13 protein-coding genes and 1 other RNA gene are annotated in these 14,316 nt (G+C 41.7%); 12 read left to right on the forward strand and 2 right to left on the reverse strand.

Features of this window, described 5'->3' with window-relative positions; translation table 11 throughout:
* Position 1: 1 nt before the first annotated feature.
* From NRI27_RS06755 to NRI27_RS06780, 6 genes are all read left to right on the forward strand, one after another.
* The gene (locus NRI27_RS06755) at positions 2-481 is read left to right on the forward strand and encodes a cell wall elongation regulator TseB-like domain-containing protein (RefSeq protein WP_371390020.1); all 480 of its coding nucleotides are present in this window, start codon (positions 2-4) and stop codon (positions 479-481) included.
* 53 nt (positions 482-534) lie between these two features.
* Positions 535-1,728, forward strand: a complete 1,194-nt coding sequence (locus NRI27_RS06760) for a pyridoxal phosphate-dependent aminotransferase (protein WP_371390021.1) — start codon at positions 535-537, stop codon at positions 1,726-1,728.
* A gap of 77 nt (positions 1,729-1,805) precedes the next feature.
* Entirely contained in the window at positions 1,806-3,101 is a 1,296-nt protein-coding gene (gene asnS, locus NRI27_RS06765) for an asparagine--tRNA ligase (protein ID WP_317941492.1), read from the forward strand.
* 32 nt (positions 3,102-3,133) lie between these two features.
* The gene (locus tag NRI27_RS06770; RefSeq protein WP_371390022.1) at positions 3,134-3,841 is read left to right on the forward strand and encodes a DnaD domain-containing protein; all 708 of its coding nucleotides are present in this window, start codon (positions 3,134-3,136) and stop codon (positions 3,839-3,841) included.
* A gap of 10 nt (positions 3,842-3,851) precedes the next feature.
* On the forward strand, positions 3,852-4,502 hold the full coding sequence (gene nth / locus NRI27_RS06775) for an endonuclease III (RefSeq protein ID WP_317941490.1): 651 nt from the start codon (positions 3,852-3,854) through the stop codon (positions 4,500-4,502).
* Positions 4,503-4,517: 15 nt separating this feature from the next.
* The gene (locus NRI27_RS06780) at positions 4,518-4,673 is read left to right on the forward strand and encodes a hypothetical protein (RefSeq protein WP_371390023.1); all 156 of its coding nucleotides are present in this window, start codon (positions 4,518-4,520) and stop codon (positions 4,671-4,673) included.
* Here the strand turns inward: NRI27_RS06780 and NRI27_RS06785 are convergent.
* Together NRI27_RS06785 and recU are read right to left on the reverse strand one after the other, a co-directional pair.
* A complete protein-coding gene (locus NRI27_RS06785) occupies positions 4,662-7,328 on the reverse strand; it encodes a PBP1A family penicillin-binding protein (protein ID WP_371390024.1) in 2,667 nt (888 codons plus the stop codon). The genes NRI27_RS06780 and NRI27_RS06785 overlap by 12 nt on opposite strands.
* Positions 7,329-7,352: 24 nt before the next feature.
* The gene (gene recU / locus NRI27_RS06790) at positions 7,353-7,961 is read right to left on the reverse strand and encodes a Holliday junction resolvase RecU (RefSeq protein WP_371390025.1); all 609 of its coding nucleotides are present in this window, start codon (positions 7,959-7,961) and stop codon (positions 7,353-7,355) included.
* A 172-nt stretch (positions 7,962-8,133) separates the two neighbouring features.
* Between recU and NRI27_RS06795 the strand changes: the two genes are divergently transcribed.
* The 6 genes from NRI27_RS06795 (at position 8,134) to NRI27_RS06820 (ending at position 14,248) form a co-directional block, all read left to right on the forward strand.
* Positions 8,134-8,505: a YppE family protein gene (locus NRI27_RS06795; protein ID WP_371390026.1), complete on the forward strand. Its 372-nt coding sequence runs from the start codon at positions 8,134-8,136 to the stop codon at positions 8,503-8,505.
* Positions 8,502-10,829, forward strand: coding sequence for a DEAD/DEAH box helicase (locus NRI27_RS06800; RefSeq protein ID WP_371390028.1), 2,328 nt, complete (start codon positions 8,502-8,504; stop codon positions 10,827-10,829). The genes NRI27_RS06795 and NRI27_RS06800 overlap by 4 nt, the downstream gene beginning before the upstream one ends.
* Positions 10,771-12,036, forward strand: coding sequence for a ribonuclease H-like domain-containing protein (locus NRI27_RS06805; protein WP_371390029.1), 1,266 nt, complete (start codon positions 10,771-10,773; stop codon positions 12,034-12,036). Before NRI27_RS06800 ends, NRI27_RS06805 begins: the two co-directional genes overlap by 59 nt.
* Positions 12,037-12,135: 99 nt before the next feature.
* Positions 12,136-12,432 (forward strand): cell division regulator GpsB, encoded by a 297-nt coding sequence (gpsB, locus tag NRI27_RS06810; RefSeq protein WP_317941474.1) that lies wholly within the window; start codon positions 12,136-12,138, stop codon positions 12,430-12,432.
* A gap of 64 nt (positions 12,433-12,496) precedes the next feature.
* An RNA gene (rnpB, locus tag NRI27_RS06815) (RNase P RNA component class B) lies at positions 12,497-12,882 on the forward strand.
* A 235-nt stretch (positions 12,883-13,117) separates the two neighbouring features.
* On the forward strand, positions 13,118-14,248 hold the full coding sequence (locus NRI27_RS06820; protein WP_371390030.1) for a THUMP domain-containing class I SAM-dependent RNA methyltransferase: 1,131 nt from the start codon (positions 13,118-13,120) through the stop codon (positions 14,246-14,248).
* Positions 14,249-14,316: the final 68 nt, after the last annotated feature.

Below are 14,316 nucleotides of genomic sequence, written 5' to 3' on the forward strand. Positions count from 1 at the left end.
AATGATGAATTGGATAAAATTTTTCTCGGCATTCCTGTTAGCTTTAGCGATTGTTCTCGTTACAATCATCTTCACCAATGCACAAAAGCCGTTTTCAGCAGCGTTGCAAAATGCTGAAAAGAGTGTACAGCAGTCTGGTGAATTGCTGTCCATCGAGCATGCGGAAATATACAATGGTACGATATCCATGGTGACCGTATTCGGTAAAGATGAAAAAGGAATCGAGAAGGCAGTGTTTGTAGATGAGAAAAGTGGCAAAATCCTCGATTCAGTGAAATTGGAAGACGGAATTAATTCTAAGCAAGCTATCCAAACAGTCAAATCAGAGCTGAAAGTGGACAAAATTCTTCACGTTACACTTGGTGTAGAAGGTGAATATCCTGTTTGGGAAGTTGCTTTTAAAAGTGAAAATGGAAAATTGAATTATGTATATGTGTTTTTTGAAAACGGTGAATGGTGGAAGCGGATATTAAATCTTTAACAGCTATATCCATCACTAGAGACTAGATGAGCAGGCAAAAAGGAGAGATTCAGATGACAAAGAAACTGGCAAATCGTGTAAGTACATTGAGTCCATCAACTACACTTGCGATTACTGCAAAAGCAAAAGAGATGAAAGAAGCGGGCATTGATGTAATTGGTTTAGGCGCAGGAGAACCTGATTATAATACGCCAGCAAATATCCTGGAGGCCGCATATGCATCCATGCAAGATGGCAAGACAAAGTATACACCTTCAGGTGGCTTGCCAGCGCTTAAAGATGCAGTGATCCAAAAGCTCAAGCATGACCAGGATTTGGACTACTCGCGTGCTGAGATTATGATTGGTATCGGTGCTAAACATGTGCTTTATACGCTCTTCCAAGTCATTTTAGATCCTGAGGATGAAGTAATCATTCCAACTCCGTACTGGGTCAGCTACCCTGAACAAGTTAAACTTGCTGGTGGGAAACCGGTTTTTGTCGATAGTACTTCTTCTTCACAATTTAAAGTGACAGCAACACAAATTAAAGAGGCTGTTACGGAAAAGACAAAAGCGGTCATCATTAATTCACCTGGTAATCCGACAGGAATGATTTATTCTCGTCAAGAATTAGAGCAGATCGCTTCGGTTTGTCAGGAGAAGGATATTTGGATTATTTCCGATGAGATTTATGAAAAATTAATCTATGGAACAGAGCAACATGTTTCAATTGCACAATTGTCGCAAGACGCAAAAGATCGCACGTTCATCATTAATGGTGTGTCCAAATCACATTCTATGACAGGCTGGCGGATTGGCTATATTGCTGGTGATAAAGAAGTCGTTAGTGCAATGACGAACTTAGCGAGTCATTCAACTTCTAATCCAACAACAACTTCGCAATACGCGACAATCGAGGCGTATAACGGACCACAAGATGCGGTGGAAGAAATGCGAAAAGATTTCGAATCAAGACTAGAGCGGATCTATCCTCAACTTGTTGCAATTCCAGGCTTCAAAGTCATTAAACCGCAAGGGGCATTTTATTTACTGCCTGAAGTGTCAGAAGCAATGGAGAAAACGGGCTTTTCGTCCGTTGACGAATTTGTGGCGGCATTGTTAACCGAAGCAAAAGTTGCTGTCATTCCTGGTTCAGGTTTCGGATCTCCAAATACAATCCGTTTGTCGTATGCAACTTCCATTGACTTATTGGAGGAAGCGGTTAGCCGAATTCATTCATTTGTAAAAGCGAATTGGAAAGAATAAAATAGTATATTGTGCAAAGCGGTAGGTTAATATAGGGTGCCGCAATTAAACGAAATGTCATACTTATGGAGGAACTTATGAAAACAATAATGATACATGAAATGCCAGACCATGTTGGTGAAACGGTAAGAATCGGTGCGTGGTTGGCAAACAAACGATCAAGCGGAAAAATCGCTTTCCTACAACTTCGAGATGGATCTGGTTTTGTACAAGGAGTTGTTGTGAAGGAAGTCGTGGGAGAGGACATCTTTGCTACAGCAAAGTCGCTTAACCAAGAGAGTTCGCTTTATATTACTGCGGAAGTGACTGAAGATGAGCGCTCTTCATTCGGAGTAGAACTACAAGTGAAAGGCATTGAGGTCATTCACGAAGCAGTGGACTATCCGATCACCCCAAAAGAACATGGGACGGAATTCCTTATGGACCACCGTCATCTTTGGTTGCGTTCACGTAAACAACATGCCATTATGAAAATTCGTGATGAAATCATCCGTTCAACATACGAGTTTTTCCATATGAATGGTTTTGTGAAAATCGATCCACCTATTTTGACAGGTTCTTCGCCTGAAGGAACATCTGAATTGTTCCATACGAAGTATTTCGATGAAGATGCTTACTTGTCACAATCCGGTCAGTTATATATGGAAGCAGCGGCGATGGCACTTGGGAAAGTCTTCTCATTTGGACCGACTTTCCGTGCTGAAAAATCGAAAACACGTAGACATTTAATTGAGTTCTGGATGATTGAGCCTGAAATGGCTTTCGTTGAGCATGCTGAAAGCTTAGAAGTACAAGAACAATATGTCGCGCATATTGTCCAATCTGTACTTCAAAATTGTCCACTCGAGTTGGAACGTCTTGGTCGTGATGTATCAAAACTTGAAAAAATCCAAGCTCCATTCCCAAGAATTACGTACGATGATGCAATTACTTTCTTACACGAAAAAGGGTTCGATGATATTCAATGGGGCGATGATTTTGGTGCTCCGCATGAAACGGCAATAGCCGAGAACTTTGATATGCCTGTGTTCATTACACATTATCCAATAGGCATTAAGCCATTCTATATGCAACCACACCCTGATCGAGATGATGTTGTATTATGTGCGGACTTGATCGCTCCTGAAGGGTATGGAGAAATTATTGGTGGATCACAACGTATTCATGACTATGCGTTGATGAAACAACGTATTCAAGAACACAATTTGGATGAAAAGGCATACGAATGGTATTTAGATATTAGTAAATATGGTGCTGTTCCGCATTCAGGTTTCGGGTTAGGTTTAGAGCGGACAGTCGCATGGATTTCCGGCGTAGAACATGTTAGGGAGTCTATTCCATTCCCTCGTCTGTTGAATCGTTTGTATCCTTGATCACGCATTAACATACGAATGAGGTGTTCGACATGCAAGACGAAGAACGGCTCCGTTTATGGATTGAGCAGGGAAATGTAACCATTTCCCAGCTCTTTTTTCAGCATTACAAGTCTTTGGACATTCAAGATATCGATGCAATGTTACTCATGCATATGTTTTCCTTTCAAGCTGCAGGTGCTCAATTTCCTACTCCGACAGACTTGGCAGACAGAATGCATTTAACGGAGAACCAAGTGTCTTCTATTTTACAAAAACTCATGCAAAGAGGCTTATTAGAAATTCAACAGGGTGAGGATGCTTCAGGCGTCTTATTTGAACAGTTTTCCATGTTTCCGCTGTTGAACCGACTCATGACAATTGCTCTGGCAAAAGAGAATGCTGAACAAGCACAAGACAATCGTACAGCGGAAGGCGAAGTCTTTTCATTGTTTGAACAGGAATTCGGTCGTCTTTTATCGCCAATGGAATGTGAAACGATTGCCATGTGGATCGATCAAGATGGTCATTCCGCACAAATCATCAAAGCTGCATTGAAAGAAGCAGTGCTTGCACAAAAACTTAGTTTACGGTATATTGACAGAATTCTTTTCGAATGGAAGAAAAAGAATGTCAAGACTTTGGCTGATGTAGAAAAACAAACAAAATCATTTCGGACTATAAACGTCCAACCTCCGACAACGCATGGAACAGCTGTAAAAAAAGCACCTTTCTATAATTGGTTGGAGGAACGGGAATAGGTGATGAGGGATGTTAACAAAAAAACAGTGGGAAATCTGCTTGGATGAGATAGGTAAGATGTTTCCGGATGCGCATTGTGAATTGGTCCATGACAATCCGTTTGAATTGCTTGTAGCAACACTACTATCTGCGCAGTGTACGGATGTGCTTGTCAATCGAGTGACAGCAAATCTTTTCAAAAAATACAAGACACCTGCGGATTATGTAAATGTCACAATTGAAGAGTTACAGACAGATATCCGGTCCATCGGCTTGTATCGCAATAAAGCTAAAAATATACAAGCACTTAGCAACATGTTAATTCAGCAATTCGATGGGGAAGTTCCGGCAGACCGAGACGTGCTTACAACATTGCCAGGTGTCGGCAGAAAAACCGCAAACGTCGTTGTTTCAAATGCTTTTGGCATACCTGCACTTGCTGTCGATACACATGTTGAACGTGTAGCGAAGCGGCTTGGTATGAACCGATGGAAAGATTCGCCCCTCGTCGTTGAGGAGAAGATTATGAAGTGGACACCGATGGAAAGATGGACGGATACACATCATCAGCTAATCTTCTTTGGCCGTTATCATTGTAAAGCCCAAAATCCAGCTTGTGAAGAATGTCCACTTCTTCCTTTGTGTAGGGAAGGGAAGAAAAGGATGAAAGTAATCGGTTAGGGAGATTTTTGTTTTATGCAAACCGATCTTTTAATCGATGTCCAGTTTACTGAAAATCACGCAATAAACAAGTTGGTTATAAATCGAATTAAACAAGTGAAAAAAGAGACAGTCGCACGGAATGCTTCGACTGTCTCTTTTTACTATGCAATTCGTTTATCAATCGCCTGAATCATCATTCGTACCGGATCCAGGCGTTTTACTTCCTTCATTACCGGTTGAGCCATCTCCAGTGCCTGAGGAATCACCGGATGAACCACTGTTGTCTCCATCGTTAGACCCGTCTTCATTTCCACTACCACTGTTGTTACCATTGTTATTACCATTGTTATTGCCGTTATTATTACCGTTGTTATTGCCATTGTTGTTTCCATTATTGTTACCGTTTTCGTTTTCCTCTTGTTCTTCCTCTTGCTCGTCTTCACCGTCATCTTCTGGTTCCTCTACCTGTTCATCAACGAGTAGGGAAGTGGAAGCTGGGCTACTTTGTATATCACCTGCAATCGCTATGACAGAGAATACGTACGTACGTCCAGGCTCTACGCCATTAAAGGTAACCGAATTTTCGGCTGTAGTCGCCATATTTTGAGCGTTACTGCCGTCAACAGATACCGAAACCGCAAATTCTACGTCTCCATCAAACAAATCGGAATCAGGTTCGTTATGATCCCATTCTAGCGTCACGGACTTGCTTTCGTCATCATACTCGGCTGATAAGTTTGTTGGTGCTTCCAACTCGGTAAGTACTTCTTCAGCCATTTCCGTTGGCACCGTGCCTCTAACAAATAATTCTGTGCTCTTCATTTCGTCAGGAGTGGAATTGCTAGCGAGAATCAATGGATTAGATCCTTTAACAATTGTCGCTTGTTCCACTGAACTTGGTTGCTTAAAGTGTGGTGTTGTCTTACCTCTGACAAGATCGGTCATTACATTCCGGAAGAGGTGTTTAGGAACGTCTCGTCCTTGATCAAACGTTTTAATAGGGGTATTACGGTTTTTATATCCACCCCATACAGAAATCGTGTATTCCGTCGTATAGCCAGTAAACCAACTGTCAGGAACGTCAGTATTCTTCAAGCCATTTGCTTTCTTAACTTCTGAAGAATAGTTTGTTGTACCTGTCTTTCCGGCCATATCCAATCCTGATACATTCGCTTTTTTACCAGTTCCTTTTGTAACAACATCACGTAACATATCTGTTACCATGTAGGCGGTTGAATCTTTCATTGCTGTTTGAGGATCCGGCGCAAGGTTCCGTTCAGTTTTGCCATCGCGTAATACGATTTTTTTAATCGTATGTGGCTTTGTGTAAATGCCTCCATTTCCGAATGCGGCATAAGCGCCCGCCATTTCAATTGTAGAAAATTCTGCTTCGCCACCACCAAGTGCATTGGATCCATCAATTTTCTCGTAATTAAGTCCAAGATTTTCTGCGAATTGCTTTGCTTGTTTCCCGCCAATTTCTTCGAAAATTTTAACGGCAGGAATATTTCTTGAGTTATACAGAGCTTGTCGAATTGAAATCGCTCCGTGAAATTTACCGTCTACATTGTTTATGGAAGTATTTGTCCCTTTGTATTTATAAGGTTCGTCAACGATCACTTGCCCAGTTGACCAACTTTTACTTTCGATAATTGGCCCATAAGAAAGGATTGGTTTAATAACAGAACCAGGCATTCTTGGGTTGTCACCGGATGCAAAGTTCAAATTACGGCCACCGTAGTTACGACCTCCACCAATTGCGACGATTTCACCTGTTTTTGTGTTCAATACGGTCATACCAGCTTGCATCTCTTCTGATTCGTAAATATCGGAATTGATGGCACTTTCAACGGATTGTTGTGCTTTAGGATCAAGTGCTGTGTGTATTGTCACACCTTCCGATAGTAGATCCATCATTCCTGCAGCTTCCAACTCATCAAGTACAACGTCTACATACGCAAGGTATTTGGAATTACTGTTTTCTTGGCGTTGATCTTCTGGCAATAAAGTTTCAGTAACAGGAATTGCCTTTGCTTCTTCCATTTGAGCTTTTGTTATTTTTTCATGTTTGTACATGAGACCGAGGACAATGTTTCGTCGCTTTTCAGCTCGCTCAGGATTTTTAAACGGGTTGTAACCGTTCGGTGATTGTGGTAAACCAGCAAGCATAGCAATTTCGTGTAATTCAAGTTCGCTTAGTTCTTTCCCGTAAAAATGATCAGCTGCTGTACCAAAACCGTGAATTCTTCCAGACATCAATACTTTATTAAAATACATTTCAAAGATTTCTTCTTTTTCGTATTCTCTTTCCAATTTAAAAGCCAACCATGCTTCTTGTGCTTTCCGTTTCAGTGTTTTTTCATCGGATAGGAAAGAGTTTTTAATGACTTGTTGCGTTAATGTGGAAGCTCCTTGAGAACCGAATCCACTTCTGAAGTTAGCGAGAACTGCGCCTCCCAGTCTCCAAAAATCCATTCCGTGGTGTTTAAAGAACCGGACATCTTCAGTTGCAAGAATTGCATCTCTCATTTTTTTCGGAATTTCATCATACGGTACAAATTCTCGTTTTTCTTCCCCTAACTTCATGAAAACATCCCCATTAATGTCTGCTAGGGAAGAGGAGAGGGGGTCTTTCAATAAACTTTCATCAAGGTCAGGTGCGCTGCTAGCGTAAAATGCAAACAGCCCTAATCCACCGACAAACATTGCAATCCCAAGTGCTACAATGCCAAGTATGATTTTCTTTAAAAGCCCTTTTGAATTTTTGTTGTTCTTTTTTCCTTTTTTGCGTTCAGACTCCATCTGTTGTCTGCGCGCTGCTCGTGATTTCATTTGATCACTCATACGTTTTCCTGCCTTTCACATCGTTCATAATAAAGATTGCAAATGATTTTCGAGAGCTGCCAAGTAATCCAACCTCGGTTGAAAACTTGCCTGCATTTCGATGGACATCTCTTCCATTTCAGCAAGAGTAATAGATTTTCTTCCTCCTGCTATCATTCTTTCCCACTTTTTTTCGAAATACTCATAGAAAAGGATGAAATACCGGTCAAGTGCTGTAAATTTAATGATAAAAAAAGCTAAACCATCTTGTTCGATCACTTGTTTCATATGTTTTACTTGGTGCTCATGAATGTTTTGCAACGGAAAAGAGGTTTTGCTTGTCGTCTCTTTTGCTTCAAAATCAATGTATAGTCCTTTCCACACTCCGTTATAGTCTGTTGTCGATGGTGATCTAAAATACGCTTCAGTAATGACGGCTGCGCTTCGGGCAGGGTATTTGACGTTTACAATTTGAATGGGTACAGGTTTTTTATGGATGACGGCAATATTGTTGGACAAATAGTATTCATTGGAATCATTCAATTCGTCTTCAAGTGTCTTACCGCGATTACTAAAAGAGATGTTCGCCGTCTTTTTTGTTGTCGACTGATTAACCGGTACATATTTTTTTCCGTTTGGATAACGAATTGTCATGCCTACCACCTCGCATTTCCTATCATACCATAATGATTGGACGGATTCGTCTTTTAAAAGTTCCGTTCTCATCGTTTTCTAATCTAAATGCGGAATGCACGTTCGTTGTAAGGTGGTGATTTGCCTCTGTTTTTGGTAGACTATATAAAGGAAGTCGAAAGGAAGAGATAGCTTGTCAAACTTATATAATGATACGGTCAGACTCCTTGCAGTATGTGAAGAATGCATAACAAGGCATGCAGCAATGAGGGAATTGGACCGTGAACCCGATTTCTTTAACGAAGTAAAACCTTACGCAGATACAAATCATAAACTGTTGGACGATTGGTCCGATGAAATGCGACAGCTCATACGGACAGAAAAACCGAAATACGTACATTTGCAACAAATCGAATCATTAAATGACTCGATGAAGCAGTTTATCGTGCAATCTTTTTATGCGAAAACAGGGAAAAAGCGCTTCATCCTTTCAATTAACTCTGCAATGTATACATTAAAAACTGTCATAGATGCACTACAGTCGGAACAGGGAGATGGACAATGACAAGAAAGACTGTTCAAGATGTGGTCCAAGAAATGCTACAAGATCCGGATTTGAAAAGGAACATTAAGCATTACGAAAAAATGGATGGGAAACAAGCCCAATATGCTTCATTTCCAGAAAAATTGCATCCGTCAATTGTAAAAGCACTTGCGAGTAAAGGCATTACGCAACTTTATAGCCATCAACGTGAAGCATTTGATAGTGCAACGTGTGGACAATCGATCACTGCGGTTACGCCGACTGCTTCAGGTAAATCACTCTGCTATCATTTGCCAGTGCTTCAGCAAATTTTAGAAGATGATGCATCCCGTGCATTGTATTTATTTCCGACGAAAGCACTTGCACAAGATCAGTTGGCAGATCTGCACGAATTAATTGAAGCGAGTGGAGAAACCATTTTGAGTTATACGTATGATGGCGATACAGCGCCAGGATTACGGACGAAGGTGCGCAAGTCGGGTCATATTGTATTGACGAATCCAGATATGTTGCATTCTGGTATTTTACCGCATCATACGAAGTGGGTGTCCTTGTTTGAGAACTTAAAGTACGTCATCATTGATGAATTGCATACGTACAAAGGTGTGTTTGGAAGTCATGTGGCGCATGTACTCAGAAGACTAAAACGGATTTGCAACTACTATGGGTGTGATCCAATTTTCATATGCACATCTGCGACGATTGCCAATCCGCAAGATTTAGCAGAATCGCTGACGAACACTAAGATGAAGTTAATCGCAAATAACGGCGCACCCGCAGGCGCAAAACATTATATCTTTTATAACCCACCTGTCGTTCATAAAACGTTTGGGATTCGACGAAGTGCTATTCTTGAAGTAAGGGATATCGCTTCTTATTTATATCGAGAAGGGATTCAAACAATCATCTTCGCAAAAAGCCGCGTGCGGGTAGAGATGCTCGTCACTTATATGAAGGAATTGACGAAGAAAAAATTATTCGACTCGACGATTATGGGCTACCGAGGTGGTTATTTACCGTCAGAGCGAAGAATTATTGAGAAACGTTTACGTGATGGGGAGATAAAGACGGTTGTCAGTACGAATGCGTTGGAGCTAGGAATTGACATTGGTCAGTTACAAGCATGCATCATGACGGGGTATCCAGGCAATATTGCAAGTGCACTTCAACAAGCGGGCAGGGCAGGAAGAAGACAGGACGACGCGCTAATCATCTATGTTGCGCAGTCAATGGCGCTTGATCAATATATTATTCAGCATCCAGATTATTTGCTAGGACAGACACCTGAAGAAGCGATGATCCACCCCGATAATATGTTGATTTTAATGGACCATTTAAAATGTGCATCGTTCGAATTGCCGTTTTCACTGACAGAAATGTACGGCGAATTTGAGGTACAGGAATTGCTCGCGTTTTTAGAAGCGGAAGGTGTACTCGTCCGAACGTCCGATAAGTGGCATTGGATGACCGATCGATTCCCGGCAAGTGAAATTAGTCTGCGTTCCGCGTCGCAAGAAAATGTCGTTATCATCGACAAAACGATACCAAAAGGGACTGTCGTTATCGGAGAAATGGATCGATACAGCGCCATGACCCTCTTACACGAAGAAGCGATTTATATCCACCAAGGCAAGCAATATCAAGTCGAAATCCTTGATTGGGATGAAAAGAAAGCATATGTGCGCGAAGTCGATGTCGATTATTACACAGACGCAAACTTAGCTGTCGAGCTGAAAGTAATTAGCGAAGACGAAAAGAAACCATTCGGGAAGGCAACTGTCGCATTTGGGGACATAGCTGTACTGGCGATCCCTACTATCTTTAAAAAGATTCGGTTTGATACACATGACAACATCGGCTCCGGTCCGATTTCATTGCCAGCAGAAGAATTGCACACATCATCGACATGGTATTCTTTTCAAACGCCGGACGGTTGGAAGGAATCAGATTTGACTGATGCACTCACTGGTGCAGCGTATGCGATTCAATCATTCATTCCGCTATTTGTCCGTTGTGATCGTACGGATATTCATGTAGTGCCACAAGTGAAGGCCATTCATACCGGCCAACCGACGTTGTTCATTTATGACAGCTACCCGGGGGGCATTGGGTTAAGTGAAAAGTTGTTTAATCAGTGGAAAGAATTATTGGAGCGTGCTGCTGAACATGTACGCAATTGCCGCTGTGAAAACGGCTGTCCCGCTTGTATCGGCGCGCAGGAAGAAGGCATACGGATGAAAAAAGATGTCATTGTTCTTCTGAATGCGCTTATTGGAGGCGAAAGCAATGTCTTACGAAGCGAAACTGATGCAAATGAAGAAGCTTCTGAAAAAGAATACAACTGAACCTCAAGTAGTCGAGGAGCAAACTGAACGTCCCATCCCGCCTCCTCCACCATACGAAGATCGTTGGTTGCGTGCAGGGTTGACGAAGGAAGTCAATGAGTTTGGGATCGTCTATAAACGGATTGTGAACTACGACTTGCATCACCAACATGGGAAATACCCACTTTCAGGGCTTGTGCATACGATTGATTCGTGGCGGACATACCGTGAACCACATCCGTTAGCGCTGAATCCTTCAAGACCACTTGTCTTTTTTGATACTGAAACAACGGGTTTAAAAGGGGCTGGCACACTTATATTTCTAATGGGCTTTATCGAATATACAAATGAATCCTTTACATTAACACAATATGTCTTGGCTGGACCTGATCATGAAGCTGCATTTCTGTATGCTTCTAAACTTTGGGAACAACCGAAGTCGATCGTCATGTATAACGGGAAAAGTTTTGACATGCCCCAAGTCCAAACGAGATGGACGATGAATCGTGAGCACCTTCCTCCGCTAATAAAACATACAGAGATCGATTTATTGCACGGTTCCAAAAGAATTTGGAAGAATGAAATGACCACTTTTAAACTGACTGCAGTGGAACAAGAACAACTTGGTTTTTTCCGTAAAGACGATGTGCCAGGCCATATGGCGCCCATCATTTATCAAGATGCTGTGAAAAACGGACGTGCGGAGCTGCTGATGAAAGTGTTGCTTCACAATGAATGGGATATTTTATCACTCGTCACGCTGTATACACTGTCTACAAATTTGTTGTTGAAAAACGAACAAGCCGCTTCCTCGACTGCCAAAACGAATATTGGAAAGTGGTATGCTGATTTAAAGTCCTACCATCGTAGTAAAGTAGTCTTTGAGAAGGTGATTGAGACGTATGGAGAAGATGAGCCGCGTGCCCATTTCCATATAGGATTCATCCTAAAGAGAGAAGGCGACTACACAAATGCTGTTCAAGCATTTCTTATAGGGGCTGCAGGATTGGCGGGCAAAGAAAAACTCATTGCCTATGAGGAATTGGCCAAGCTCTATGAACATAGGATGAAAGAGTTTGGAAAAGCGTTGGATTGGACGAAGGAGGGAATTATGCTTTTGCAAAGGGATTCAGACTTTACTTCCGATTACAGAAGGAAGAAGGGAAATGAGTTTGCACATCGGGAAATGAGATTGCGCAAGAAACTATTTCCCGGGGAAGCGCAGTAACCGACAAAATCCTACTTCTTTTCACGATATGGAAAGACACAGATGTACAAATTATGCTATAATTGCGATGTGTAAACATTGATGGAAGGGCGTCATTTTATGGAAATAAAACTGGATTCGAAAACGATTCTTGAAAAAGAATTTAAAACAGCAATGCGTGGATACAACCAAGAAGATGTAGATTTATTTTTAGATCAAGTCATACAGGATTATGAAGCTTTCAAAAAAATAGTAGCTGACTTACGCTTAGAAAACGAAAAGTTGAAAGAAGAAGTTGCGGCTGCGGCGAAACGTCCTGCGTCAACGAATACGAATACGACGAACTTCGATTTGTTAAAAAGGATTTCAAACCTTGAGAAGCATGTATTCGGCAGCAAATTGTATGATTACGAATAAGCAAGTTGCTTAAAAACCGTTGTGATTTGTTGAAAATTGTTGTATACTGTTGAAACCATAGTGTGAATTCAGGTAATCGCTGCAACGTTAGTTGTAGAGGAAAGTCCATGCTCGCACGGTTCTGAGAAGACCGTAGTGTTCGTGCTCGGCGAAAAAATAAGCCGGGGCTTCGCGCTTAGCGCGTTGACGGCGGGAATAAATCCTACGTTTGCTTCGGCAAATATGGATGAGGTTCCCTGAAAAGTGCCACAGTAACGTAGCTGGCCTGGAAACGGATCGGATGGAACGCGGTAAACCCCACGAGCGAGAAACCCAAATTATGGTAGGGGCACTCTTCTGAAGGAATTGAACGGAGGAAGGGACAGACTGTGTCTGTAGATAGATGATTACCACCCATCGTACGAGGCGTGAGCCGTTTGAGTACACGGGAACAAAACATGGCTTATCGAATTTACGATGGTTCAACAATAACAATCAATGCTCTCCTTTTCGTTTGGAGGGCATTTCTTCATTCATGGGCAATTGAATGAATTCTAGCAACGAAACACACACTACATAAGAATGAATGTACGAAAGATCCAAGCGTGCTAGTGTCTTTTACAAAAAGGTTCTAATAGGAGTCCCTTAAACACGGCTGAACAATAATCCTCTTTTTGTAGCACGTTAGAAACGGAGTTGAAAATGTATGTCAAACTATAAATTAGTCGCCACTTCCGCGATGGGGCTTGAGTCAATTGTTGCGGATGAAGTGAAGGAACTAGGGTTCCAAACGACAACTGAAAATGGCAAAATCTATTTCGAAGGTGATGAAACGGCAATTGCCAAGACAAACATGTGGTTGCGCGTTGCAGACCGCGTACGTGTGATTGTAGGGGAATTTAAAGCAACTACTTTTGACGATTTATTTGAACAGACGAAGTCCTTGCCTTGGGAACAGTATTTGCCTGTTGACGCCAATTTCCCTGTCGCAGGAAAATCTGTCAAATCAACGTTATATAGTGTTCCTGATTGCCAAGCAATTGTGAAGAAAGCAATCGTTGAAAGATTGAAGACAGCATACAAAAGGAGCGGTTTTCTTGATGAATCCGGCCCGTTATTTAAATTGGAAGTATCCATTTTAAAAGATAAAGTTACGCTCACAATCGATTCAAGTGGTGCCGGCTTGCACAAACGCGGTTATCGAGTTGGGCAAGGTGATGCACCGCTTAAAGAAACGTTAGCAGCAGCCCTCGTCAAATTGACGAAATGGAATCCTGACCGTCCGTTCGTAGATCCTTTTTGTGGATCAGGAACCATTCCAATTGAAGCAGCAATGATCGGGCAACAAATTGCACCCGGATACAATCGGGAATTCAGTAGTGAACATTGGCCTTGGATGAAAGAAGCCATTTGGGATCGCGTACGTGAAGAAGCTGAAGAGTTGGCAAAATATGATCAGCCGCTAGACATTACAGGATTTGATGTAGATCCAAAAATGATTAAAGTAGCTCAGCAAAATGCAGTAGAAGCGGGTTTTAGGGATCTAATCCGATTTGAGCAACAAGATATTAGAAATTTAGCTGTAGAAGGTTTGAATGGCGTACTTGTCGGAAATCCTCCTTATGGAGAACGTTTAGGAGAAATCGAAGAAGCTGAAGATATAACAAAAACGATTGGCCGTATTATGGAGCACTATCCATCTTGGTCAGTTTATATGTTATCTTCACTTGAAAACTTTGAGACAATGTACGGCAAGAAAGCTACAAAAAAACGGAAGTTGTTCAACGGCTTCATCCGTACAGACTTCTATCAATACTGGGGTCAACGACATAAGTAAAAATTAAGTGGTTGTGACAAAATGTGAAAAATGCATGAAGGTCAACTCGCCGTCATGCATTTTTTCTA

It is taken from the genome of Sporosarcina sp. OR05, assembly GCF_041414805.1.
In the GTDB taxonomy this organism is placed as follows: domain Bacteria; phylum Bacillota; class Bacilli; order Bacillales_A; family Planococcaceae; genus Sporosarcina; species Sporosarcina saromensis.